Origin of the sequence: Alishewanella tabrizica (assembly GCF_014652375.1) — a bacterium.
GTDB lineage: Bacteria > Pseudomonadota > Gammaproteobacteria > Enterobacterales > Alteromonadaceae > Alishewanella > Alishewanella tabrizica.
This window is the reverse complement of the sequence record NZ_BMYR01000009.1, coordinates 82,850-109,110: the sequence shown is the minus strand read 5'-3', so window position 1 is coordinate 109,110 and position 26,261 is coordinate 82,850. Positions and strand designations below refer to the sequence as shown.

22 protein-coding genes are annotated in these 26,261 nt (G+C 47.6%); 11 read left to right on the top strand and 11 right to left on the bottom strand.

Features of this window, described 5'->3' with window-relative positions:
- Window positions 1-40: 40 nt before the first annotated feature.
- The 3 genes from IE070_RS11640 to IE070_RS11630 all read left to right on the top strand — a co-directional run bounded on the left by IE070_RS11640 (window position 41) and on the right by IE070_RS11630 (window position 2,116).
- Window positions 41-214, top strand: a complete 174-nt coding sequence (locus tag IE070_RS11640) for a DUF3012 domain-containing protein (protein ID WP_189483368.1) — start codon at window positions 41-43, stop codon at window positions 212-214.
- A gap of 166 nt (window positions 215-380) precedes the next feature.
- The gene (zntR, locus tag IE070_RS11635) at window positions 381-830 is read left to right on the top strand and encodes a Zn(2+)-responsive transcriptional regulator (RefSeq protein ID WP_189483367.1); all 450 of its coding nucleotides are present in this window, start codon (window positions 381-383) and stop codon (window positions 828-830) included.
- Window positions 824-2,116, top strand: a complete 1,293-nt coding sequence (locus IE070_RS11630; protein ID WP_189483366.1) for an SO_0444 family Cu/Zn efflux transporter — start codon at window positions 824-826, stop codon at window positions 2,114-2,116. The genes zntR and IE070_RS11630 overlap by 7 nt, the downstream gene beginning before the upstream one ends.
- 102 nt (window positions 2,117-2,218) lie before the next feature.
- Here the strand turns inward: IE070_RS11630 and IE070_RS11625 are convergent, their stop codons facing one another.
- The 3 genes from IE070_RS11625 to IE070_RS11615 all read right to left on the bottom strand — a co-directional run bounded on the left by IE070_RS11625 (window position 2,219) and on the right by IE070_RS11615 (window position 5,241).
- Entirely contained in the window at window positions 2,219-2,677 is a 459-nt protein-coding gene (locus IE070_RS11625; protein WP_373296978.1) for a methylated-DNA--[protein]-cysteine S-methyltransferase, read from the bottom strand.
- A 2-nt stretch (window positions 2,678-2,679) separates the two neighbouring features.
- Window positions 2,680-3,582, bottom strand: coding sequence for an AlkA N-terminal domain-containing protein (locus tag IE070_RS11620; RefSeq protein WP_189483364.1), 903 nt, complete (start codon window positions 3,580-3,582; stop codon window positions 2,680-2,682).
- A gap of 96 nt (window positions 3,583-3,678) precedes the next feature.
- Window positions 3,679-5,241, bottom strand: a complete 1,563-nt coding sequence (locus tag IE070_RS11615; protein ID WP_189483363.1) for an FGGY-family carbohydrate kinase — start codon at window positions 5,239-5,241, stop codon at window positions 3,679-3,681.
- A gap of 250 nt (window positions 5,242-5,491) precedes the next feature.
- Here IE070_RS11615 and IE070_RS11610 point away from each other — a divergent pair, with 250 nt between their 5' ends.
- The 3 genes from IE070_RS11610 to IE070_RS11600 are packed head-to-tail and all read left to right on the top strand — an operon-like array spanning window position 5,492 to window position 7,733.
- Complete coding sequence (locus IE070_RS11610; RefSeq protein ID WP_189483362.1) at window positions 5,492-6,076, top strand: DUF7010 family protein; 585 nt, start codon at window positions 5,492-5,494, stop codon at window positions 6,074-6,076.
- Window positions 6,073-7,140, top strand: coding sequence for a sensor histidine kinase (locus IE070_RS11605; protein ID WP_189483361.1), 1,068 nt, complete (start codon window positions 6,073-6,075; stop codon window positions 7,138-7,140). The genes IE070_RS11610 and IE070_RS11605 overlap by 4 nt, the downstream gene beginning before the upstream one ends.
- The gene (locus IE070_RS11600) at window positions 7,137-7,733 is read left to right on the top strand and encodes a response regulator transcription factor (protein WP_189483360.1); all 597 of its coding nucleotides are present in this window, start codon (window positions 7,137-7,139) and stop codon (window positions 7,731-7,733) included. The genes IE070_RS11605 and IE070_RS11600 overlap by 4 nt, the downstream gene beginning before the upstream one ends.
- Here the strand turns inward: IE070_RS11600 and IE070_RS11595 are convergent.
- Entirely contained in the window at window positions 7,730-8,050 is a 321-nt protein-coding gene (locus tag IE070_RS11595) for a DUF2845 domain-containing protein (RefSeq protein ID WP_189483359.1), read from the bottom strand. The genes IE070_RS11600 and IE070_RS11595 overlap by 4 nt on opposite strands.
- A gap of 183 nt (window positions 8,051-8,233) precedes the next feature.
- On the opposite strand from IE070_RS11595, the gene hxpB reads away from it, so the two are divergent.
- Complete coding sequence (gene hxpB / locus IE070_RS11590) at window positions 8,234-8,881, top strand: hexitol phosphatase HxpB (RefSeq protein ID WP_189483358.1); 648 nt, start codon at window positions 8,234-8,236, stop codon at window positions 8,879-8,881.
- Here the strand turns inward: hxpB and IE070_RS11585 are convergent.
- Window positions 8,850-9,743 carry a LysR family transcriptional regulator gene (locus IE070_RS11585; protein ID WP_189483357.1) on the bottom strand — a complete coding sequence of 298 codons (894 nt, stop codon included), beginning with the start codon at window positions 9,741-9,743 and terminating at the stop codon, window positions 8,850-8,852. The two genes, hxpB and IE070_RS11585, sit on opposite strands and share 32 nt — an antisense overlap.
- Before the next feature lie 126 nt (window positions 9,744-9,869).
- Here IE070_RS11585 and IE070_RS11580 point away from each other — a divergent pair, with 126 nt between their 5' ends.
- Window positions 9,870-10,973 (top strand): NADH:flavin oxidoreductase/NADH oxidase, encoded by a 1,104-nt coding sequence (locus tag IE070_RS11580; RefSeq protein ID WP_189483356.1) that lies wholly within the window; start codon window positions 9,870-9,872, stop codon window positions 10,971-10,973.
- 61 nt (window positions 10,974-11,034) lie between these two features.
- Here the strand turns inward: IE070_RS11580 and IE070_RS11575 are convergent, their stop codons facing one another.
- From IE070_RS11575 to IE070_RS11565, 3 genes are read right to left on the bottom strand one after another with little or no spacing between them, the layout of a single operon-like run.
- Window positions 11,035-12,042: a LacI family DNA-binding transcriptional regulator gene (locus IE070_RS11575; RefSeq protein ID WP_189483355.1), complete on the bottom strand. Its 1,008-nt coding sequence runs from the start codon at window positions 12,040-12,042 to the stop codon at window positions 11,035-11,037.
- 41 nt (window positions 12,043-12,083) lie between these two features.
- On the bottom strand, window positions 12,084-13,418 hold the full coding sequence (locus tag IE070_RS11570; RefSeq protein WP_189483354.1) for a glycoside-pentoside-hexuronide (GPH):cation symporter: 1,335 nt from the start codon (window positions 13,416-13,418) through the stop codon (window positions 12,084-12,086).
- A gap of 49 nt (window positions 13,419-13,467) precedes the next feature.
- Entirely contained in the window at window positions 13,468-14,805 is a 1,338-nt protein-coding gene (locus IE070_RS11565) for a GH1 family beta-glucosidase (RefSeq protein ID WP_189483353.1), read from the bottom strand.
- Window positions 14,806-14,953: 148 nt separating this feature from the next.
- On the opposite strand from IE070_RS11565, the gene IE070_RS11560 reads away from it, so the two are divergent.
- The gene (locus IE070_RS11560) at window positions 14,954-16,231 is read left to right on the top strand and encodes a sugar MFS transporter (protein ID WP_189483352.1); all 1,278 of its coding nucleotides are present in this window, start codon (window positions 14,954-14,956) and stop codon (window positions 16,229-16,231) included.
- Entirely contained in the window at window positions 16,228-18,762 is a 2,535-nt protein-coding gene (locus IE070_RS11555; protein ID WP_189483351.1) for a glycoside hydrolase family 3 protein, read from the top strand. The genes IE070_RS11560 and IE070_RS11555 overlap by 4 nt, the downstream gene beginning before the upstream one ends.
- A gap of 38 nt (window positions 18,763-18,800) precedes the next feature.
- Here the strand turns inward: IE070_RS11555 and IE070_RS11550 are convergent, their stop codons facing one another.
- A complete protein-coding gene (locus IE070_RS11550; RefSeq protein ID WP_189483350.1) occupies window positions 18,801-19,430 on the bottom strand; it encodes an outer membrane protein in 630 nt (209 codons plus the stop codon).
- 126 nt (window positions 19,431-19,556) lie between these two features.
- Between IE070_RS11550 and IE070_RS11545 the strand changes: the two genes are divergently transcribed.
- Complete coding sequence (locus IE070_RS11545) at window positions 19,557-20,390, top strand: LytTR family DNA-binding domain-containing protein (RefSeq protein ID WP_189483349.1); 834 nt, start codon at window positions 19,557-19,559, stop codon at window positions 20,388-20,390.
- An 88-nt stretch (window positions 20,391-20,478) separates the two neighbouring features.
- On the opposite strand, the gene IE070_RS11540 is transcribed toward IE070_RS11545, so the two are convergent.
- The gene (locus IE070_RS11540) at window positions 20,479-23,439 is read right to left on the bottom strand and encodes a TonB-dependent receptor (RefSeq protein ID WP_189483348.1); all 2,961 of its coding nucleotides are present in this window, start codon (window positions 23,437-23,439) and stop codon (window positions 20,479-20,481) included.
- Window positions 23,440-23,465: 26 nt separating this feature from the next.
- The gene (locus IE070_RS11535; RefSeq protein WP_189483347.1) at window positions 23,466-26,108 is read right to left on the bottom strand and encodes a glycoside hydrolase family 16 protein; all 2,643 of its coding nucleotides are present in this window, start codon (window positions 26,106-26,108) and stop codon (window positions 23,466-23,468) included.
- Window positions 26,109-26,261: the final 153 nt, after the last annotated feature.

The following is a 26,261-nucleotide window of genomic DNA, read 5'->3' as shown; positions in this document are numbered from 1 at the left end:
ATAAAAAAGGCAACATGCCTAAACACAATAAGGAAATACGATGAAAAAAATAGCTGTTTTAGCCATTGTCTCGTTAGCATTAATGACCGGTTGCGCTCCAGAAGTGGGCTCTGAGAAATGGTGTAAAGCGATGGAAGCCAAACCGAAAGGTGACTGGACCGCCAATGAAGTGAAAGATTTTGCCAAACATTGTATCTTTAAAACCACCGAATAAAGACTGATAGATATTCTTCTGCGCTGTAGCGGCTTATGGCCGCTTTTCCGCTACTTTTTGCTTATGACATAATTAATCCTGCTGACTAACTTGACTCTAGAGCTAACTCTAGGGTTTATACTCTTCTTAATCGTATTCACGTTTGCTGATTAACCGGAGTAATACCATGAAAATTGGCGATTTAGTAAAACAGCATGGGGTAAGTGTTGATACCATCCGTTTTTATGAAAAGCAGCAGTTATTAACACCCAACGCCCGCTCTGAGAGTGGTTACCGTTTATATAACAGCGCAGATAGCCAACGCCTTAGCTTTATTTTACGGGCCAAAAGTGTCGGTTTTAGCCTGCAGCAAATTCGTGAATTGCTGCAAATTGAAGATAACAAAAGCCAGTGGCAATGCAGCGATGTGAAAGACAAAGTTCAACATAAAATGGCCGAAATAGCGATGCAGATCAGTGAACTACAACGCTTTTATCAGGCGCTTGAACAATTAGATCAAGCCTGTTGTGGTGGCAGTATTAGCGCTACGGAGTGCTCTATTCTAACCGCTTTGGAACAAGGCCAACCCGTTCAGGCCGAGCATCATCTATCCAAGCAGGAGTGTGCAAAATGTTAAGCTTTATTGAGAATTTCTGGCAACTCTTTGTGCTATCCGCGCCCTGGTTATTGGTGGGGCTGTTGGTCGCGGCCATTATGAAAACCTGGATCCCAATGGACTGGCTGCAAAAACAACTGGGCGGTGATGGGGTTAAACCCGTTATTAAAGGCGCCTTATTTGGCGCGCCTTTACCCTTGTGTAGTTGTGGCGTGATTCCGGCAGCCATGCAATTACGCCGCGGTGGTGCCAGCAAGGGAGCAACAGTGGCGTTTTTAAGTGCCACGCCAGAAACCGGAGTAGACTCTATCTCAGTGTCTTATGTGTTACTGGGCCCGTTAATGGCCATAGTGCGACCGTTAGCAGCCATTAGCAGCGCTATTGTTTCTGGCCTGTTAGTGGGACGTACCGAGCATACTGTGACAAATACTAGCCTTTCGAGCGATACAAAAGCTGAGACTGCACCCGCCAAAAGCTGCTGCGCCAGTAAAGCCGTTATAACAACGCCTGCAGAGCCTGTAGCGGCAGCGTGTTGCCCGACTAAAGCGCAAGCCGAAGCCGAGGTTGCAACCGCTAAAACTAGCTGCTGCCCCAGTAAAACCGCTACAGCAGCAGCTGTCGAGCCCGCAGTTGCAGCATGTTGCCCGAGCAAAGCGCCAGCTAAAGCCGAGGTTGTCGCAGCAAAAGCCAGCTGCTGCCCGAGCAAGTCAACTGCGGCCGCGGCCAATACCAAACCCAGCTTTTTGCAACAAGCAAAATCGGGCTTGGCATATAGCACCGGCAAGCTATTAAGCGATTTTTATCTGTGGCTATTAATTGGTTTATTTTTTGCGGCCTTAGTGCAAACGCTGGTGCCTATGGATGCCTTAGCCCAATACGGCAGCAGTATTTGGATGATGCTGTTAATGGTACTGATTTCAGTGCCCATGTATGTCTGCGCTACCGCATCAACCCCGATAGCGGCTGCATTAATGCTGATGGGGATATCGCCGGGCGCCGCGTTGGTGTTTATGCAAGCTGGCCCGGCTACCAATATTGCGACCATTAGCGTCGTCTATAAAGAGCTGGGCAAACGCGCGCTGGGGGCGTATTTATTTGGCGTGATCGTGATGTCAGTGTTTTTTGGCTGGCTGTTGGATGTGGCACTAAATTACTTTGATATCTCGGTACAAGGCGCCATGCAGCATCAGCATTCGGTATTGCCAAGCTGGCTGGAATTGGCGGCGTCCTTATTACTGGTAGCGCTGATTTTACGTATTGTGGCTAAGCAATTACAACAAAAATGGCTGACACCACGAACAGCATAAACTTGAGAAAGATGCGCCAGCAAAACGCCTTAACCGCAAAAAATACGCCATAACCTCATTCGTGCATCATTGGGCGAGTGAGGTTTAAAAAATACGCCGTTGCTAGCGAAACGCTGCCCCTTCATGCGCCAGCAACCAGGCTTTTTTATCTAGCCCGCCGGCATAACCGGTTAGGGTACCATTCGCCCCAATAATACGATGGCAGGGTACAATAATCGCAATCGGATTTTTGCCATTGGCCAACCCTACCGCCCGAACCCCCTTAGGGTTATTAATGGCTTTAGCAATATCGCCATAACTGGCGGTTTGACCATAAGGTACTGAGGTTAATGCCTGCCAAACCTGCTGCTGAAATACCGTGCCCGTAGCGGCTAGTGGTAGGTCGAATTCACGAAGTTCTTGCGCAAAATAGGCGATAAGTTGTTGTTTTGCTTCCTGGGCGAAGTGCTGCGGCTGCACTGGCTGGCGCGGTATATCGCAAAACGTAACAGCAACCAGGCCTTGTTCAGAGGCAGCCACTTCAACTAATCCCAGTGGACTGGCCAGGTAATTGTAATACAGCATTAGTGATTCTCCAGTACATTACTTTGAGCAGCGCTTATCTTTGGCGTCGTTGGCTTAGCCGTAGCGGCCAATAACTGCCATAGCTGCAAGGTTAAATAGCTGCGCCACGGTCGGCCAGCCTCTGCGCTAAAACTGATAGCCCCCTGCTTTAACGCATTTTTCACGCCAGCGTCACCCGCCAGCCAAATATCAGGATCACTCAGTCCGCGCATACGGGCGTAATGACAGGTCCAGGGACCTATGCCTTTTAGCTTCTGCCAGGCATCGATATCGTCTGCTTGTTCGCTGTTTTGCATATAGCGACTAAAACCGCGCAAGGTATCACGCCGCGCCTGCGGCATCTTTAAAAACGTCAGCTCACTGTCGGCAATAGCCTGCGGTGTAGGAAACAAGCGCTGTCCGGCAACCTGATCGCCTAATTGCTGCACCAGTTGCTGCACTAGCTGATGTGCGGCGCTAACCGTAACCTGCTGCCCAAGAATAGCCCTGACACCCGCTTCAAACGGATCCCAGAGCCCCGGTAAACGCAGCCCGGTCACCGTACTGCTTAATTGCGCAAGCTGCGGCGCTAAATCTTGCTCAACCTGAGTGATATCCACATCCAAATCGAAAATACGACGAATATTTTGTAATACCGGCTGTAGCATAGCGAGCTTATCAAGTTGTAACTCCAGCCGAAAACGATACTGCTGCGGCTGATGGTACAGCGTAAAAGCGCCTACCGCCTGCTGATAACGAAAGGTGCGGCCATAGTAATCGTCACCACTCCATTCTAATTCAGCTATTTGCCGCTGCCGCAAAAAGTCCCGTAGTGGCTGCCAAGCATAAGGTGGCCGATATGACAGGTACAGCTCAAGCGTTGATGAGACATTTAGTCCTGGAGTTAACAACGGATCTGGCATTCTGCATTCCTGTTGGTTTTCCGGCCAAGTATAACCAGACTTGCCGTCTTGTCTGGCAGTTTTCGGCACTGAATACTTTGCGGGTACTGTGGCGTCTTAACGCGGATACCCCGTAATCTCCCGAATTTTTTGATACAACGGCTTTAACTGCCGGTACATCTTTAAGTATACCTCGCGATATAAGCGTTGATATTGCGCAGCAACAGCAGGCTCTGGCAGAAAACGTTCGCCGAGATGACTCATGGCGGCCAACGCCTCGGCATAGTTGGCAAAACGCCCTAAGCCTACCATGGCACTGATCGCCGCCCCCAAGGCAGAAGTCTCACTCGTATGAGGCCTTTCTACCGGCAGGTTAAACACATTCGCCGTCAGCTGCAAAATTTGCGCACTTTGCGAACCGCCCCCCGATACTCGCAGGCACTGCATTTTAACCCCATTACGCCGCTCTAACCGCTGCCGCCCCTCTTGTAAGGCGTAGGCTATGCCTTCAATTAACGCACGATAAACATGCGCACGCTGGTGCACATCACCAAAGCCAATCATCGCACCTTTAGCCTCTGGCCCCGGCTCGCGAATACCGGGTGACCAATAAGGTTGTAGCATTAACCCCATACTGCCAGGTGGCACGGCGTTTAACAGCTCATCAAACAACTGTTCTGGCGCTATGCCCAATACCGCGGCTTCCTGCTGCTCTTGCAAACCAAATTGCTCTTTAAACCAGCTTACCAACCAAAAACCGCGATAAATCATCACCTCTGATGTGTAAAAGCCGGGCTGCGCAGCGGGATAGGCTGGTAACCAAGGGCCGGGCTCAATATAGCGCCGGTTAGCGGTGCTAATGGTTGCGGTTGTACCATAGCTAATACAGCCGGTTTGAGGTGTTAAACCGCCACATCCCAGCACTTCACAAGCTTTATCTGAGCCGGCAGCAATCAGAGGTAAACCTGCCGGTAATCCCAAGTCAGAGGCTGCCTGTGCAGTGATCTTACCCAGCTCTGCGCCAGGTGGCTTTAGGGGCACCAGCTGGCTAGACTTAAGCGATAATGCCCGCCATTTCCAGCTAAACTGACTTGCCCAATGCTGCTGTTGAAAATCAAACGGTAAATACCCCACCTGCGCGGCGCTGCAATCGACCAGCTCACCGGTGAGTTGCAGGGTCAAATAGCCAGACAGTAACATATAATGTGCGGTATTTTGCCACTGCTGTGGTTCATGCTCTGCCAACCAATTTGACGGGGCGCGACGCTGAAAGCGCTCGACCATTGCAGTCACGCCGACGGTTCGAAACAAGGCACGCCAAATCCCCAACCTCGGCAATACCCTAGCCTCTCGCTGATCTAACCAAATAATGGCTGGCCTCAATGGCTGCTTCTGCTGATCTAGGCATAAAACGGTGCCGCGCTGCGTTGTCAGCGTTACCGCACTAAGGGCGACTGGCGCAACTGGGCTTTGCTGCCATAAGCTGGCACAAGCTTGTGTAAGGGCGTGCCAATAGCTGTCTGCGGGAAGTTCAGCATACCCCGGCTCTGATGATTGATAGGCAGGTAGCAATTGCTGACCTTTAGCAATAATATTGCCACGATCATCAACAATAATAGCGCGCACACTTTGGGTGCCAAAATCGATGCTTAAGACATAGCTGGGTTTTGCGGTTTGCATAGTAATTGTTATTATTTTGCCGCTTTGTCATAGCACTGTAACTAAGCGCTGGCTTAGCGTCAAATTCACTGCTCACCCTTTCACATTTACAAACGCAGCTGGATAAATAGTTGAGAGCATTTTGCCGCAACCCCTTAAAACGTCTAAACAGTTATGACGTTTGTCATATAAAAACCCTGACAGTCGACACTGACGACTAAATGATCAAGAACGCATACTGGCCTTACTCAACCAACAGGAGTAAGTCAAAATGCACACATTCACCTTGGAACAACAACGTAAAATTTTTTCTGAAAGACGTTTTTTAGCAATGCCACTCAGCGGCTTACTGGTTTGGCTAACCTTGGCCTTTACCGGCTGGTTACTCTCGCCTTACCAAGCAACTCTGGCCATTTTTATTGGTACTGGCAGTATCGTTTATTTAGGCATGCTGATAGCACGCTTTACCGGTGAGACCATCCGCTTTAGTCAACAACCCAAAAATGTCTTCGATAAGCTGTTTTTGCATGGTGTTGCCATGTCGCTGTTAGTTTATGCCATCGCGATACCCTATTTCCTGGCTGATTATCGCTCCTTACCCTTTACCGTGGGTGTACTGAGCGGGTTAATGTGGTTACCACTGGGCTGGATTATTCAACATTGGATAGGCATTTTCCACGCAGTAGTCCGCACTCTACTGTGCACGGCGTGTTGGGTGCTTTTCCCTGAACAGAGTATGGTGCTGATCCCAATAGGGATTGTGCTAATCTATGCACTGAGCATACTGGTTTTAGAGCTACGCTGGCATCGCTTAAGCAACACCACAAGCCAATTTTCGTCAGGAGTGAGCAAATGAACCTGCGTTTGGAACAAAAAATGAGCTGGGTTTATCTGTTAAATCTAACGCTTTTCTTGGCGCCTTTGCTATTTGTCCCTTACCAGCTATGGCATTACGCGGCCATGTTGGTGGCGCTAATCAGTTTTTTGTACTGCTACTTTGCGGCCTACCGACAAAGCAGCACACAAATGCATTGGCCAATATTAGGTATGATGGTGATTGCAACCCTAGTTGCTCCCATTAACCCCGGAGCCATCAGCATGTTCAGCTTTGCCGGATTTTTTATTGGCTTTGCCTATAAATTGCGGCGTTATCTATTACTGATGGCTGCGCTTTGCGCCATCCTGATCACGCTGGATATAACGGATCTTATTCTCTGGCCATACTTTTTATTGCTGGGTGTGCCTGTTGTAATAGGCGTCAGCTTACTGGGCAGAGTTGAGCAACAGCGGCAATTACGATTACGTCAGGAACGACAAAGCGCTGATGAAATTAAACAGCTCGCTACCATTGTAGAACGTGAACGCATTGGTCGCGATTTACACGATATTTTAGGCCACACCTTATCAAGCATTATCTTGAAAGCCGATTTAGCGGAAAAATTGCTGGCACGCCAGCAAGCCGAGGCGGCACAGCAGCAACTAAGCGAACTTAGCACTATTGCCCGCGATGCACTAAGCCAGGTGCGGCAAAGCGTCTCTGGTTTTAAACATCAGGGGTTAACCACAGAAGTCGCGAAACTGCTGTCGCGCTTGCGCGATGCGGGGTTTCAGGTGGAACTTTACGGCGAGATCCCACAACTGGATAGCCGTCGCGAAACAGCCCTGGTTCTAGCATTGACCGAGCTGATCACAAATGTTATGCGTCATAGCCAGGGCGACAGTTGCCAGTTACATTTTATTAGTGATGATAAGCACTTACAGTTGGAATTAACCGACAATGGTAAGGGAGCAGAGTGTAAAGAAGGTAATGGCTTAACTGGTTTGCGCGAACGCTTGTCGGCTATTGGCGCGCATTTAACCTTACAACAAAATCAGGGCTTTCAAGCCATTATTGATTTACCACTAAAGGAGCCGCTATGAATATTCTACTGGCTGAAGATCAGGCTATGGTACGTACGGCGCTCGCCAGTTTATTGCGCTTAGAAACCGACATGCAGGTTATCGAAGCGGCCGATGGCGCTGTCGCGCTAAAGCTCCTCAAGCAACACCCCTTCGACTTACTGCTCACCGATATCGAAATGCCTGGCGCCAGCGGTATTGAACTGGCGCAACATGTTCAACAGCAAAAGCTGCCGACCAAGGTGGTGATTATTACTACCTTTGGCCGCGCTGGCTATGTAAAACGGGCGATGGATGCTGGCGTCGGCGGCTTTTTATTAAAAGATGCGCCGGTAGCGCAGTTGGTACAGGCGATGCAGCAGGTGATGGCAGGAAAAAAGGTTGTCGACAGCGAACTGTTACTCAATTCGCTGGGGGAGCAAGATCCCCTCACTGAGAAAGAGCGGCAGGCATTACGTTTGGCCGCTGAGGGCAAGAGCACCAGCGAAATTGCCGCGACGCTCTATATTGCCGAAGGCACAGCCCGCAATTACTTGTCGGAAGCCATAAGCAAACTTAACGCGGCGAACCGCATTGATGCCGCACGCCTTGCGCGGCAAAAAGGCTGGCTTTAAAGACGCCCTTGTTGCTTGCGATCCAGGGTGGTGACTTTACCGTCAGTGAGCTCAATGCTCAGTAAAAACTCACCGCCAACATCTGCTTTTACCTTATAAGACCACACTTCAACCGTTTGCCCCCGTTCAATCGCATTGGTGCTCACACCCAGCGTGCGTTGTTCGCGTAATAACGGTTGCCCTACACGCTCTATGACCTCAATACTGGCCATGCCACAGCGCAACAATTTACCGTCGGCTAATCTAAAACTACACTGTGCCATTACAGGTAGGCTAACACTTAGCCCCGCGATAAAAATCACGTACTTCAACCACATACCCAATTCTCCTTTGCATTAATTTCCGATAAGGTGCTTTAGAGCACCATGCCTGAGGTAAAGGCTTCAACATAAACAGGCATAGGTTCAAGGCATTTCGATTGAATGCGCTTAAGTTGAAACGTTAGCATAGCCTGCTTTTAGGCGTATTGCTGCAATAATGTTAATAACAGGAGTATAACCGTGTTTCAGGCAGTCATTTTTGATATGGACGGCGTGCTGATCGATTCTGAACCCCTTTGGCATCAGGCCGAACAGCATATTTTAGGCGGTTTAGGCATCGACTTTAACAAACCGCCTCTGCTACAAAGTACCGGCTTAACCACTGCTACGGTTATTAATCATTGGTATCAGCATCAACCCTGGCCTACACTTAGCCCACTGCAAGTGCATCAGCAGATTATCGACTTTGTTGCTTCGGGTGTGGCGAACAGCGGCGAACCTAAAAAAGGCTTATTGACCCTACTGGCTGATAATAAACAGCGCCAACTAAAGATGGCAGTGGCCACTAATTCCCCGCAGCTACTGCTCGACACCACCCTTGAGCGCTTGCAAATCCGGCATTATTTTCACGCGCTTTGCCATTTGGAACTGGTAAAACAGGGTAAACCTGCCCCTGATATTTATTTGCTGGCTGCCAATAAATTAGGTGTAAAGCCGGAGCATTGCTTAGTATTTGAAGACTCGTTTGCAGGGGTGAGCGCTGCCAAAGCCGCTGGGATGACGGTCGTCGCCATTCCAGCAGAGCATGAATGGCAACACAGCAAATTTGCCATTGCCGATTATAAAATTCGCTGTTTTAGCGAGTTTGACTGGCAGCAGCTGTGTTAAGCGTTCGACGGATCCGTTCCAGGACTAGGCGGCACCGGGCATTTAGCGGCCATTCGGCACGATAAATTGCCCATAAAGTGTCGATTACTGGCTGACCGCATTGTAATACCGCAATCTTATCTTGTGCTGCGAACGCTTGCCGCGCATAACGGGGTACCACGGTAAAGCCTAACCCCAGCGCGACAGGTTGTAATAACAAACTCACCTGATTGCTATACCCCTTGCAAGGCAATGTTGCTACGCCAGGGTTGCCCGGGAAATGCCGGCTTAGCAAACGGGTCGCCATGGCTTTGCCATCGGGGTGATTAATAAAGCCTAACTGTTGCAAGTCTTGCCACTGCCGGATCTGATAGCCCGCTGGATAGACCAATTCTAATGGCTCTTCGGCAATTTCCTCAGCCTGTAAACGTGGATCTTCAGGTTTAAAGGTTAACAGCCCTATCTGATAACTATTATCCAGTACCGCCTGTTGTACTTCGGCACCCGGCGCAAAGCGGTGCCGAATAATTAAACCGGGCTGATTTAGCTGTAACGCCAGTAAATCGGCATAGAGCAATAATCCACTACTCCCCGGTGTTACTAAACCCACATCGCCTTGCAAACTGTCGTTAGCTTGCAAGCGTTGTTTAAGACAGTCGTTTGCTGCGGTGATTTCATCAGCATAGCTGAGTAATAACTGGCCTGTTGGCGTTAAGGCCAATGGCCGTGCCGAGCGTAATACCACGCTGCCATAGTGATCTTCTAACTGCCGGATATGTTGACTGACTGCAGCTTGGGTTAGCCCTAATTGCTCTGCCGCCCTTGTAAAACTGCCAGTACGCGCGATGGCTTGTAGACTTTGTAGCCAGCTAAGATTGGTCATAATGATAATTTATGGATTACATAAGTTTATATGTATTTTTATTATACCTTAACTACTTTAGAATTAACGCATGCTTTTTCAGCCGAAGGTCAATCGTGCCTTTTACCCTTTATAACAGGAAAGATAATGAGTGCTTTATTTAGCCCCTTTCAATTAAAAAGCGTCACCTTACGTAACCGCATCGCCATTCCCCCTATGTGTCAGTATAGTGCCATCGATGGCTTTACCACCGATTGGCATTTAGCCCATTACACGTCACTGGCCCGCGGTGGTGCCGGATTAGTGGTTGTCGAAGCCACCGGTGTAGCCCCAGAAGGACGTATTACCCCAGGCTGTACTGGATTGTGGCGAGATGAGCAACAAGCGGGCATGGCGGCCATTGCTAAAGCCATCAAAGATGCAGGCAGTGTACCGGGTATTCAGCTTGCCCATGCTGGCCGTAAAGCCAGTGCAAACAAGCCTTGGGAAGGTGATGATCATATTGCTGCTGACGATAAGCTTGGCTGGCAAACTATCGCGCCATCGGCCGTTGCCTTTGGCCACCATTTACCCAAAGTACCACGCGCCATGACCATCGACGATATCAAGCGCGTGCAAGCCGATTATGTGGCGGCAGCAAAACGGGCACTGGCGGCCGGTTTTGAATGGTTAGAATTACACTTTGCCCATGGCTATCTGGCACAAAGCTTTTTCTCCAAACATAGTAACCAGCGTACCGACGAATACGGCGGTGACTTGGCTGGCCGCAGCCGGTTTATGCTGGAAACCTTAGCCGCCGTGCGCGCCGTTTGGCCAGCGCATTTACCCTTGACCGCCCGTTTTGGTGTCATTGAGTTTGATGGCAACGATGAAGAAACACTGCAAGAATCGATCGAGCTTACGCGGCAAATGAAAGCGCAAGGGCTGGATATGCTGAGCGTTAGTGTTGGCTTTACCATTGCCGAAACGACTATTCCGTGGGGCCCAGCTTTCTTAGGCCCGATTGCCCAGCAAGTTAAACAGCAAGCCGAGTTACCGGTCGCCTCATCTTGGGGTATTGATACACCGCAATTAGCCGAAAATGCGGTGGCCAGTGGTCAAATGGATTTGGTCATGATTGGTCGGGCGCATTTAGCGAATCCGCACTGGAGCTACGTTGCCGCCCAGCAGTTACAAATCGATAACCCAGCCTGGGTATTACCAGCGCCTTATGCGCATTGGTTAGCACGTTATAAACCGAGCGCAAGCTAACGAAGCACCGTTACACAGGTTTACTTGTAAAAGCACGTCTCACCGTGTTCGCCAACAATCATTATGTTGGTGAACACGCTTTAACTGAATCGCGCGGAATGAAATGCGGTTCAAACAACTGCTGCACCTCAACGGTAGCGCTACGATACACCTCTCGTAACACCCACCGTGCAGCCATTTGCCCCATGGCACTGATCGGATAATCAATGGTCGACAGCTTAGGATAGGTGTAATACGCAAAATTCACGTTATCAAACCCCACTACCGAAAAACTGTCGGGGACAGATAATCCCAATTCACGGGCTGCTGTTAAGGCGCCTGAAGCCATTTCATCATTACCGCACACTAATGCGGTAAAAGGTAATCCCGTTGCTAAAATGGCGGATAAGCCTTTACTACCGCCAGTTTCACGGAAATCCCCTTCAAAAAATAATGCGGGATTTGCAACAAGTTGATAATCGGCCAAGGCGCGTTGATGGCCCTGATAGCGTTCTTTTGCATCGGTTTTCCACATTGGCCCAGCAATGTAGGCAATATCACGATGACCTTGCGCTAATAAGTGCTGTGTTGCCAAGTATCCACCTAGCTCGTTATTTAAACTGATACAGCGATCAGCAAGCGCCGGAATTTGCCGATTTAGCAACACAAAGGGGGTGTCTGTTTGCGCCAACTTAATCAGATAATCATCTGAAACAGCTTCTACGTGCAAAATTAAGGCATCGCAACTGCGGCTTTGTAAAAACTCGATGCCTTCTTGCTCGGTCGCTAATTCACTGTGACCTGCCGCAATAATAACGTGCTTGCCAGCCGCCCGAAACTCAGCTTCGATACCCGTTAGCATAGCCCCATAAAATGGACCGTGTAACTCCGATACCAAAATACCCACACTATTGGAACAATTAGACGCTAAAGATTGCGCAATGCTATTTGGCCTATACCCCAACTGCTCCATGGCGGCTAGCACTTTTTTTCGCGTTGACTCTCTTACGGGCGTATTATTATTCATCACCCTCGATACGGTGGCGAGCGATACCCCCGCCAGTTTTGATACTTCATAAATAGTTGCCATGTGTATCATTAAATCCTTGTCAGATCGCCAAACAACATTACTTAGGCTTTTGCCTGCTGTGAATTAAGATCCTGTGCAATTTGCTGCACACGTTGCTGTGTGAGCGGATAACGGCTCATAATCAATGCCACTAACACCGAACCCACTGCGGGCAATAAGGTAAAACATAATAATATGCCATACTGTGTCTCAGCTGCTTGCACTATGCCTGGTTGATATTGATACCACGCAAGCAACCAACCGGCGACGGCTCCGCCTACAGCCAATCCTAATTTAATAAAAAATACCACTGACGAATAGACTAACCCAGTAATACGAATACCATTTTTCCACTGACCGTAATCAACCACATCCGCCATCTTGGCCCACAACATTGGCGTCGCCATTTGCAAAAAGAAGCTCCATGCAAAGTGCATAAAGGTGGCTAGCCACAGTTGATCAGGCGGCACCCAAAAACTGACAGCACACAATAATGCCGCAATTAATTGCAAGGTGATGTAGGCATTCACTTTATCAACTCGGGCCGCAACAAACTGCGCACAGGCACAGCCTAAAATATTCCCTAGCATACCGATAGTCATAAAAGTGGTCACAAAATCGTCTTGTTGCAAATAGTATTTAACGTAATAAATGGCTAAGGTATTTCGTAATACCATACCCGTTAACAATACCAATGCGGCAACACTCAGTATGCGCCATGCCTCGTTTTGCCATAAGGCTTGCAGGCTACTTTTCAGGGTAAGTTGCTGCGCCGCCGGTACAGCCACCCGTTCACGCGTGCCTAAAAAGCATAATACAAACAGAACTACCCCCAGAACACTCATGGCGGCAATAGTCAGTTGATAGCCTTTAGCCTGATCCCCCTGTCCAAACCACGATACCAATGGCAAGGTACAGGCGGTGACTAACAAGCCTCCCAACATACCAAATACAAACCGATACGATTGCACCGATACCCGCTCGCTAGGATCAGCGGTTAAAGCACCACCCAACGCCGAATAAGGAATATTAATAGCGGTGTACGCTAACATGAGTAAGGTGTAAGTAATAAAGGCATACCATACTTTACCCTGCGGGCTAAGATCAGGCGTAGTAAAGGCTAACACACTGATTAACCCAAAAGGCAACGCTAAATACAGCAAATAGGGACGATATTGCCCAAAACGGCTTTGGGTACGATCGGCTAGCGCGCCCATCAAAGGATCGGTCACCGCATCAACAATACGTACCACCAAGAACAAAGTACCGACTACTGCGGGAGAAATACCAAAAATATCGGTATAAAAAAACGTCAAAAACAACATGACCGTTTGAAAAATGATATTGCTGGCCGTATCACCCAAACCATAAGCAATTTTTTCTTTTTTGCTTAGCATCTACTGTTCTATCCTGTTTGGAACACGATGAGTGTAACGACCTATTGAACTAGTCGCGTCGACCCTGCCATAACCTTTGTAATGCCTGACCACTGGCTTTAAGGGTGCGCTGTTGGCTAGCATAATCGACATACACAATACCAAAACGTTTAGCGTATCCCTCGGCCCATTCAAAATTATCGAGCAAGCTCCAGGCAAAATAGCCACACACATTTACTCCGGCACGAATGGCCGCATCTGTTGCCAGCAAGTGTTGTTGATAATAGGCTAAACGCAGTGGATCTTGAACGACACCATCCTGCCAGATATCCACGGTGGCAGCACCATTTTCTGTGATGTAAAGCGGTGGTAAGGCATAACGCTGCGCTAACTGCACTAAAATTTCTGTTAACCCTTGCGGATAGATTTCCCATCCCATATCAGTTAACGGCGGTGTACTGGGTTTAATATCGGTAAACCAGCCATCATGCCGTGCGGCAAATACGGTACGGGTATAATAATTTACCCCCAAAAAATCCAAAGGCTGGGCAATAATAGCTAAATCGCCAGGCGCTATCACCGGCATATCTGCTGCATTCAATTGACCGGCCAGATCAGGATAGCGCCCCTCTATTAAAGGCTGCAAATACCATTGATTATGATACAAATCAGCTAACTGCGCCGCTTGCAAATCTTTCGGCTGCGTTGACGCGGCATGGCAAGGACTAAAGTTGAGCACAATACCATGCAATGCACTGGGGCAATTACGGCGTAAAATGGGCATGGCTAAGCCATGGGCTAACAATAAATGATGTGCAGCTTGGCGACCATGTTGACGATTTTGCTGGCCTGGTGCATGAATACCCGCCTCGTACCCCAAATATGCACTGCAAAAAGGCTCGTTTAGCGTGGCATACGAATACACTTTATCGCCAAACGCTTGGCTAACAATATCGGCATACTCAGCGAAACGATAAGCCGTGTTGCGGTTTAACCATCCGCCTTGATCCTCTAGATACTGCGGTAAGTCCCAATGGTATAAGGTAACAAAGGCTTTAATATTACGCGCCGTTAACGCATCTAATAACTGAGTATAAAACGCTAAACCTTGCTGATTAATGCTGCCATCTGCACGAACGATACGCCCCCACGATACCGAAAACCGATACGCATCGACACCTAGCCCGGCAATTAACTCGAGATCTTCTTGCCAGCGATTTACATGATCACAGGCAATTTGGCCATCCGAACCGTCTTTAATCCGCCCAGGCTCAGCACAAAAAGTATCCCAAATACAGGGTTCACGTTCTGATGCCGCCCCCTCGATTTGAAAGGCGGCCGTGGCCACACCAAAAATAAAGTCGTTTTGTAGTAAGGCAGAATCTGCCGGTAAGTGGATCGTGCTCATAGCGATGTTTTTTGCCTTGTTCTGATATCCAAATGCTGAAAAATATTGCGATCAGCAGCAGGTATGCTATAAATGAAAGCGCTTACATTTATACTAGACGCAGCAATTAAAGACGTCAATTAAAAACCCAAATGACAAGGGAACCTTTATGGCAGCCACACCCATCAGCTCACCCAACCTAAGCACCCCAGTGCCAGGCGCGGGGAATTACCGTTTTGCATTAACGGCGCTAACCACCTTATTTTTTATGTGGGGTTTTATAACCTGTCTTAATGACATCTTGATCCCCTACTTAAAACTGTTGTTCGACTTAAGCTATACCCAAGCCATGCTGATTCAGTTTTGCTTTTTTAGCGCCTACTTTGTGGTGTCGGTACCTGCAGGTATGCTGATTAGCCGTATTGGCTATAAATCAGGTATTGTCACAGGCTTATTGATTGCCGGTGCGGGCTGTTTACTTTTCGTGCCCGCTGCGGCTATGCATGTATACGGTATGTTTTTATTTGCGCTCTTTGTGCTGGCGTCGGGCATTACCATTTTACAGGTTGCGGCTAATCCTTATGTTAGCGTAATGGGTAAGCCCGAAACGGCTTCTAGCCGCTTAACCATGACACAAGCGTTTAACTCATTGGGCACTACCGTCGCGCCATTTTTCGGCGCTTGGCTGATTTTTGGTGGCATGGATGCACCGCAGCCAGTGGCAGGGGCAATCACCGAGTCAACTGTACAAATTCCTTATTTAATTTTGGCGGCCAGCTTAATCGCCCTAGCCATTATCTTTGCTTGGTTAAAACTCCCTGCACTCGGCAAAAAAGATGCCTCAGAAACACTACCATTGGGTGGAGAAGCATGGAAACAGCGGCATTTAATATTAGGGGCCTTAGGGATCTTTGTTTACGTGGGAGCCGAGGTGGGTATTGGCAGCTTCTTAGCTATTTATCTTTCTATGCCAGAAATTGGCGGCATGACCACCGCAGCTGCTTCACATTACATTTCCGTGTATTTTTTTGGTGCCATGATTGGCCGCTTTATTGGTGCCGCAGTTATGCAAAAAATTAATCCTGGTAAAGTCTTGGCTTTTAATGCTGTTATGGCGGTATTGCTGCTGGCGCTTACAATCCTGAGCTCTGGAAAACTTGCCATGTGGTCACTTCTGCTGGTCGGTTTATGTAACTCTATTATGTTCCCCACTATTTTTAGCTTAGCCATTAATGGTTTAAAACAATACACCAGCCAAGGCTCCGGTATTTTGTGTTTAGCCATAGTAGGCGGCGCTATTTTACCTCTTTTACAAGGCATGTTAGCTGATCAGATTGGTGTACAGCAGGCCTTTATTTTGCCATTACTTTGTTACATCTACATTGCTTACTATGGTCTGCGTGGCTGTAAACCGCAGACGGTTATTGCTGCTAAGGAAGAACTATGAAACACCCATTGCCCTTTAAACAATCTGCATTGTTGCTGACCTTGACCAGTACTTTGCTGTTAGCTGGCTGCGATAAAGCCACGCCACCGGCAACAACCACGCCGGAAAAAGCGGCTATTTGGCCAGTATTAACGATACCGGTTGCGCAAGATCCTGTCATCGAGCAAGCCATTACAGAACTGATGGCAGGTATGACACTGGAGCAGAAAATTGCACAAATGATCCAACCCGAAATTCGCGATATTACCGTTGAAGACATGCGCAAATACGGTTTTGGTTCTTACTTAAACGGGGGTGGTGCATTTCCTAATGATAACAAATATGCCACGCCAGCGGATTGGATAGCCTTGGCCGAAGCCATGTATCAAGCCTCAATCGACGACAGTCAAGACGGCAGTAAAATCCCTACTATGTGGGGCACAGACGCAGTACATGGCCACAACAATGTTATTGGCGCCACCATCTTTCCACACAATATTGGTTTAGGTGCCGCAAATAATCCGGCGTTAATAGAACAAATTGCCGAAGCTACCGCGCGTGAAGTGATGGCCACAGGAATTGATTGGGTATTTGCCCCAACCGTCGCCGTAGTGCGAGATGATCGCTGGGGTCGCACCTATGAAAGTTATTCTGAAAACCCCGATATTGTTCGTGATTATGCCGCCTCTATTGTTAGAGGATTACAAGGCGCTGCAGAAGGAGATTTTTTAAGTGAGCGCCGCGTTATAAGTACGGTTAAACACTTTGTCGGCGATGGCGGAACCACTGGTGGGGTCGATCAAGGTAATACCGAAGTGAGCGAAAGCGAACTGTATCATATTCATGCTCAAGGCTATGTTGGTGGTTTGCAGGCCGGCGCGCAAAGTGTGATGGCGTCATTTAATAGCTGGAATGGCAGCAAATTACATGGTGATCGTTATTTATTAACAGACGTGCTAAAAGATCGCATGGGCTTTGATGGCTTTGTCGTTGGTGATTGGAATGGCCATGGCCAAATTCCGGGCTGCACCAATGATAATTGTCCTCAAGCAGCAAATGCGGGCTTAGATATTTACATGGTACCCACACAAGCGTGGAAACCTCTGTATTACAATTTAATTGCTCAAGTTAAAGAAGGCGTGATCCCGCAGCAACGTATTGACGATGCCGTGCGCCGCATACTTCGCGTAAAAAAACGTGCAGGCCTGTTTGAAAAACCTAGCCCCGCTAATCGGCCGCTAGCAGGAAAAACAGAGCTTATTGGTGCGCAAGAACATCGTGCAGTCGCGCGTGATGCGGTAAGACAATCGCTAGTATTATTGAAAAACAATCAGCAATTATTACCACTAAAGCCACAACAACGTATTTTGATGGCGGGTTCAGGTGCCGATAATATCGGACAACAAGCGGGCGGCTGGACTATTAGCTGGCAAGGTACCGGCAATACCAATGCCGATTTCCCCGGCGGAACCTCGATCTACGCCGGTATTAATAAGCAAGTCAGTGCCGCTGGCGGCAGCGTAGAACTCTCTGTGGATGGCAGCTTTCAACAAAAACCGGATGTTGCTATCGTTGTCTTCGGTGAAGAGCCTTATGCCGAAGGCAATGGCGATCTCGACAATTTAGAATTTCAACGCGGTAACAAAACAGATTTAGCCTTACTACAGCAGCTAAAAGCACAAGGTATTCCGGTTATTTCGCTGTTTATCAGTGGCCGACCTATGTGGGTGAATCCAGAGCTTAATGCTTCGGACGCCTTTGTCGCCATCTGGTTACCGGGTAGCGAAGGAGAAGGTATCGCTGATGTGATCCTGCGTGATAGCAATGGCGCCGTTCAACACGACTTTACCGGTAAACTATCGTTCTCTTGGCCGGCAACACCACAGCAAACGACCGTTAATCTGGGAGATACCGATTATCAGCCTTTACTGCCCTATGGTTTTGGCTTGCGCTACGGCGATGCTGACCAACTTGCAAATACCTTATCAGAAAACAGCGGCGATGCAGCGGGCAGTGCCGAGCAAGTGATTTTTGAACGTGCGCCTCGCTCGCCTTGGCAATTACAGCTGTTAAGCGGCAACGAACGTGTCGCTGTCACCAGCAGTGTGCAGGAATTTGGTGCTATCCGTAGCCGCACCTTTGATAATCAGGTACAAGAAGATGCGCGTCGCTTCGAGTTCAGTGGCAATGCGAATGCAGGCTTTAGTTTCAGCAGTACTTTCCCGAGGGATTTACGCACCTTTGCCGGTACGGATAGCCAGTTAGCATTAAAAGTTATGCGTAATGGCGCAGTACCCGACAGTGTGTTATTGGGGATGAATTGTGGTGAAACGTGTCCGGCTAACCAAAATATTGGCCCCGCCCTAGCCGCCATACCAGAAGGTGAATGGCAGACGCTGCAGATCAGTTTAAGCTGCCTACAAGAGCAAGGCCTAACGCTAACGCAAGTGTTAAACGTCTTTACTATTCAAAGTCAGGGCGCACTTACTCTAAGCCTTGCAGATGCGCGCTTGGTAGCCAATAGCACCGCAACCGCTCTAGCATGTCAGTAAACCAATAACGGTAAGGCGCTTCACAGCGCCTTATTTTATTAAAATAGATATTTGATCCCAAACTGCCACGTAAAAGGCGTGTACTTTAAGCTAGCCAAGCTTCCCATACCCGCTTCGTTTTCTAAACTACCTGACTTGCCTCCAGCATGACGAAACTCAGTATGGATTATCCAATTTGCTGCAAGTGGATACTCTAGCCCCACAAAGCCCTGATAGGTGAAAGCTCCGCTATTTGAGAAGGAGTTTTCTACGCCAGCAAGCTCTAAATCAATATCGATTTCTTGCATCCAACCCAAACCAAAACCCACATAAGGTGTAACTTTCTGCCATTGGTTAAAAAAATAAACGCCATTAAGAAAGAAAATATTCGACGCATAATTTCCTTCCGGGTAAAAAGTGCTGCCTAGCTGAGTTTCGCTATCATTGCTCCTATACTCCCATGCCAGTTCCAACGCAAAGTTCCTTTCAAAGCGATAACCCAATGCAGTCCCTAATACCATGCCTTGGGCTAGTTCAATATTAATATTTTCTGTTTGACGCGTTCCTGTTACGTCATTCATATAACTAATACCTGCATAAGGCTTGAGGTAATAACCCTCTGCAGCTTTAGCGTTACTCGTAAGTAATAAGGCAGGAAGAATCGCTGGTATTAAATACATTAACTTCATTTTGATACTCCACTTTTTTTCAACACGCCTTTTTATTATGCTGTTATAGTTCGCTGCAGAAAGGGATTTTGTATGAAGTGGCAGACTTTTACATGAATGGGCAGAACAGTTGGCAAATATAACGTTATGAATGAACAGACTTTTGATTTTGGTGACGTTTCACCCATACGCTATTTTTTATCAATAGCCTTAATTTTAGCCTTACTCTTCGCATTGATTGACAACAGTCATAATCTACCTTTTTGGCTACAGTTACTACTCTGGCTTTACCAGAGTTTTATTCCTATGGCTTTTATGCTGTTGAGCCATAAGAGCTTGGCTCACTTTGATTTTTTTCAATCCCTCAATCCTTGGTTAAAATTACTGCTATCTGGGTTGGTTGGTGCACTCTGCTTTGTGCCTTTAGCGCTTGCAATCGATCTGCTATTAGCGTTAGAAGACATGCCCAGAAATCTAATAAGCTGGACCACCGCCATAAGTCATGAGATCAGCGGTGTCGTCCCGCCTGTAGTTATGTGTTGGTTAGCGATTAATGCGCCTTGGGTGATGGGATTTAAAATGATCATCCCTAATTCTAAGCTACCCGTAGTCAATTCATCGCAACCAATAACATCTGAAACCAATATAGCGTTAATTCATAACACGCCCGATCCTTTGCAAGCCTTACTACCGGCAAACAAACAAGGCGAATTACTCTATTTAAAATCGGAGTTACACTATTTACTGGTTGTTACCGAGGTGGGACAAACTCTGATACTCGCTAACTTGAAAGACGCAATTTCACTTTGCACCCACCAAGAAGGTATTCAACCCCATCGTTCTTACTGGGTAAATAAAAAAGCCATAAAAGCGCTGCGTAAAACTGGCCGTGAAGGGTGTTTATTATTACATAATGCAGATGAAATACCTGTGAGTAGAAATAAACTCAACTTGGTTAAAGCTTTTTTACAGCAATCATAAAGCAACTTTTTGCCAAAGGATGTGACACCCCTTAATTGAAAATGCCCGCATCGCGGGCATTAAAAACAACAAGGACGTCACGCAGGTATTAGAAGCGGTAACGCGCACCTAACGTATAACGTGGGCCATACTGGCGCGCAAATAAGAACTGCTCTTCATAACGGCCGTAACCTTGTTCCGTTTCATTGGTCAGGTTAATGCCTTCAAAGAATACCGTAAAGTTTTCGGTAATGTCTTTATTAACGCTAAGATCCCACTGCGCATACGATTTAGCAAATTGCGGTGGTGCATCAGACGACCCTTGGCCTTGGCCAACGCCTAACAAATAGCTATCGCGCCAAGCATAGGTTAACTTAACTGACCAACCAAATTGCTCATAAAATAGCTGTAAGTTGGCTGAGTTACTTAATCCTACCAAAGGTGATTGTTGGGTTAAACTGTCAACGTCAAACTCGACATCGCCATCAACCCAAGTTCCGTTAATACCAAAGCCAAAACCAGTTTCACCCAACACATGCTGCCATGCGGCTTCAATACCTTGAACTTTTTTAGTATCGCTATTTTGTGGCTGTGAAATGCTCCACACGATTAACGGATCCGCACTCGTAGGCTCAATTTCACCATTGGCATTACCATGGCCATTTGCCAGCAACTGGTTGTAAATAGCCGAATCGGTCGCTTGCTCACCTCTAGCGACAATATCTGCCACCGCTTGCTGATAACGCGGACCATTTAAAATATCGTGTAAGCCGTCAATCGTAATATCGGTAATGGTATTACTGATAAAATTATCTACGCTCTTATGAAAGTAACCAATAGCCGCATAGCTAGCTGGCGCATAATAGTATTCTAAACTTAGATCAAGGTTAGTTGACTCAAAGGGTTGCAGATTGGTATTGCCTTGGCCCCCACTGCGCGAACCAGGTTTTGGACTGCCACTTAAACTACGACCGCCCCCTAACGCACCCAAAGGTGCACGCGAAATGGTTTTGCCATACGAGAAGCGGCTTACCAGATCGTCCGTTAAATCGACCCGTAAATCCATCATCGGTAACAGCATATTATGTGAGCCGTTTAATGTGAGGAAATTCGCATCGCCATCTTCGTATTGCATGATCCACTCTGATGGACTAACCCAATTTACTTGGCGCTCAACATCTTGACGAACCGTACTGGACACATCCGTTTGTTCGTATCGAACTCCTATATTCAACTGCACTGGAAAATTTGCAACATCAAATTCCCAGGCCGATTGCACATAGATACTGTCGGTCACTTCTTGTATCGCACTTTGTCCTACTGTACCAAAAGGATTATAGGGATCGGGTAAGTACGCATTACTACCCAGTAATGTTTCGGTTAAATACGCCGCTTGTCGAGCAACGGCTTCGTTAAAATCATAGGTGTAAAAGTAGTTCGACACTAAACCACTGCCACCACCAGCAAATTGATCCAAAAAGCTGCCTGTGTCATTACGGGTAAACATGCTGTCTGGGAAAATAAAGGTATAGCTGGGGTTAAACCCCGGACCGCCACGTAAACCACTCCAGGCGTTCGTTCCACCCATGGTTTGATCCGTCCGAGCAATACCGCCTTTTACCGACACCAATGGAATTTTAAAGACCGTGTTATACCAAGTGCTGTCTAATTGGAACTGTTGTACCTCTGACTCACCCGGGGAATGGAAGAACTGGCTAAAGTTAGAATCCATTTCACTTGGACGCAGCTCGTTAGTCCCATTTCGCCATAAAATATAGGCTTGTGGGATATCGCCAGTGCGGTAATCATAGAACTTGGTGAGTAATTGATCTGAACCTAAGATAATTTGGCCAGTATTACCGCTGCCTTTATCGGCACCGTTATCAGGCTTGTTATTGGAATCATGCGCATCAAAACTGACTTGCCAATTGTCCGTCAATTGCCATTCCATATTAAAGCCTAACGACGCTGACGTAACTTCCGTAGTGCCTCTACTCGCCGTAAATGAACCATCGTCGCCACTAATATCAGCAAATATAGCCGTGCCACGCTCATCTAACTCATACGCATTAATATTGGCGCCAAAGTTATTCCAAATACCCCAACCTATGCTGTTGGCCCCAACAATTGCGCGGCTTGCGGTATAATCTACCGTAAAGGTCATATCATCTGTTGCGGCATATTGCAGCGTAAGTTGACCATTAGTACGTTCACGCTGATAGTTAGCAATTTCATAGTTCATGTCTTTTGGAAAGAACGCTGGACCCAGTTTGTTACCTTGCGCATCGGTTGGACGACGATCAATCACTCTGGAAGGATCGAGCTCCGGCAGGGCATTACTGGTGTTTGTATCTTGCACCTGCCAGCCTTGGATATTGGCCTGTTGGATTTGAAAATCACGACGTGCGTGTGATACCGACAAGGCTACTCCAAAACGATCATCCGCAAAGGTGTTACTGTACACAGAAGCAAACTCTGGCGTAACATCATTACCTTCTTCATTTGAGCTATCGTGAACGGCTTTGCCCATCAATGAAAAACGCTCGCCAGGGCTAGACAGTGGCTTAGCCGTGACAATATTCACTGTTGCCCCTAGGCCACCGCTGGGGTTTTCTGCCCGCGCCGTTTTGTACACTTCAAGCGCACTAACCCCTTCAGAAGATAAATTCTCTAAGTTGTAAGAACGAGTAAAACCCGTACCAGGCATTTGCCGACCATTTAAGGTAATCAGGTTAAATTCAGGACCAAAACCACGAACGGTAATTTGGCTACCCTCACCATTCACCCGGCTTACCGATACCCCAGTAATACGTTGTAATGATTCCGCTAAGTTAGTGTCGGGGAATTTCCCCATTTCCTCAGCAGAAATAGCATCAACTACCCCAGAGCTTTCGCGTTTTACATCCATAGAACGCGCTAAACTACCGCGGATACCTTTCACTTCAATAATTTCAACTTGTGGTTCGGCAGCAGTAGTGTCTTGCGCCTGTACCGGCATCAGCAATCCGGTTGCCAGAACCACTGACACCGCCGTTGCTACGCGATTTTTAGTAAACGTTGTTGTTTTCATAATTATCCTACTCTACTCGCGCTGCGTTAATTATTAGAAATTTCAACATTATCAATTTGGTAAACCGCGCCTTGGCCCGTGCCCCACGCTGGAAATACCATTAATACGTTGATGTCGCTAATATCCAAACCTGCATCAAACAGGCTTTGCAGAGAAAAACGATACCGTTGCCATTCGCCCGTAACCGGTGCTTGGCCGTTATTACCCGATGCCAGTGGTAACTCTACTGCGGTAGCTGCGCCACTTGATTCAATTTTAAATAACCAACTGCTATTAGGATTGCTCGGAGCAGATACCACGCGCATATCAAAGCTCACACTGCCGTTAGCCAGTAAGGCTGAGGCATCAAATGCCACATCTTTTTTGGCTAAGAAACCCAATACCGTTTCGGGTGAACCTAACACCTCAAACTGAGCCACTTTGCCATAAGGGGCATCAGCATCGACCACTTTTGGTACAGAACCGGCACAGCAATCCCACAAGGTCCAATCGGCATTAACTGCATCACGGAAGATGGTGATTTCACTATTAACAGCATTAGGATTAAAAATACGCACATCATGCATACGGAACACCGCACCCGACCCCGTATCCCAGGCAGGGAACACCATTAACACATCAATAGCACTGATATCTAAGCCTGCATCAAATAACGATTGCAGACTAAACGTATACGTTGCCCACTGACCGGTTACTGGCGCTTGGCCCGCGTTGCCAGCACTTAATGGCAGTTCAACCGCAGAGTCGCCACCAGCGGCTTCGATTTTAAACATCCAAGTAGAGCTTGGGTTGGCTGGCGCATTCACCACTTTGACTGAGAACTGCACCACACCTTCGGCCAACAATGCCGCGGCATCAAAAGGCTCACCACCACCGAAAGGCGCACGACTGTTAAACCCTAGTACGGTAGGGGTAGCACCAACGCTAAATTCTGCAGTTAACGCATTAACATCTGCATCTAACACTTCGATAGGTGTACTACCGCCACAGCAATCCCACATTGGCCAATCTGTATTACCGCCATTATTGAAAATAACCAACTCTGGGAATTCCGTAGGCTGAGCAATTTTTACGTTATCAACACGATAGACTGCACCATTACCGGTATCCCATGCAGGGAAAATCATGATCACATCAATTGCGCTTAAGTCTAAACCGGCTTCATCGAGCATTTTTAGTGGGAATGTAAAGGTCTGCCATTGCCCCGTTACGGGTGCAATACCCTCTGAGCTCGCCGTAATCGGCAATTCAACAAAGGTAGTGTTGTCGTTACTTTCTACTTTAAACATCCAGGTTGACGCAGCGTTTGAAGGGGGTGACACCACTTGCATATCAAAACTAATACTGCCGTTTTCAATTAACGGAGAAGCATCAAAAGGAGAGGGTGTTCCCGCTGGATCTTTGATAAATGCCAAACGCGTAATAAAGCCATTCACCGTTGGCTGTGGACCAACTAAAAACTCGTAAACTTGGCCACGGCTATCATCTTGAACTAAAGCAGGGGTAGAACCACCACAACAATCCCAAGCCGGCCAATTTGGGTTTGGCGTACCGTCAAAAATAACCAAGTTTTGGGCGACACCCGTAGACGGAGGAGACGGAATAGGTGCCTTGCCCGTGACTAAGGTTTCGCTATCTAAATAACCAGCACGAATGGTTTCACAGCCTTTGCCATTGTTAGGGTTAGACTGGCACTCATACACCCGTACCCAATCAATTTCAAACGTTTGGCCATTAGCAAATGCAGCAGCATCAATGCCTAGGTTATTCACGTTTTCAGGCCAGTTGCCACCCACCGCTAAGTTTAAAATCAAATAGAAGCGTTGATCAAACGGTGCAGCATTCCATTGTGTTTCTAACTTGCCAGTAACACGGTCAAAATACTCAGCAAACCAGCCCCGATGACTTAACCCTATTAATTCACCTCGGCTATTCGTCCGCACTCGCGACGCTTGCTGGGTTTGATAGAGATAATCATTAACGTACCAGCGAATTTCGCCTTCTTGCCATTCTATTGCATAAGTATTAAAGCTATCAGCCGGATTGGCATTACCGGGTAAGGTATAGGATTTGCCACTGTTTGAATTGTTTGGAAAGTCTCGACCATAGTGCAAGGTCCCATGCACGTTGGCTTCTACCACACCTTCGGCATTAACGGTTTTTAAATTTACCGCTTCAAAAATATCAATTTCACCTGATTTTGGCCACCCACCGTACACTTCGTCTGTAGGCATCATCCAAATGGCGGGCCAAGAGCCTTGGCCTGATGGCGCTTTTGCGCGCACTTCAATACGACCGTATTTCCAGTCGCCTTGGTATTTGGTGTTTAATCGGGCCGATGTATAGGGCTGTGGCGATCCATCAGCGGCAGGCTTAGCGACAATTTTTAGGGTGCCATTTGATACAAAGGCATTTTCAGCGCTGTCGGTGTAACATTGTTTCTCTTGATTACCGCCACCACGACAATCCACTTCAAACGTCCACTTACGCTGATCAATAGCCGAGCCTGAGAATTCGTCGCTCCACACCAGTTTCCAATCGCTAACCGGTACTGTGGGATCGACTGCCGTATAATCGGAGTTTGTATTTACATCGCCACCACATCCGCTCAACCCTACCGCCAATAGCAGCGCGGACAGGGGTTTTGCCTTTATCGTTATTTTTGTCATACCCTGAGTTCCTGTTTATTACCTTGTCACGCCAGCGATGGCAAGGATGCACACCGCCCACTAAAATGTAAGCGCTTACATAAGGTAGAACAATAACGCAGAATCGTCAATGCAACAATCAGCAAAAGGGCGAAAAAATAAACACGGTCATTT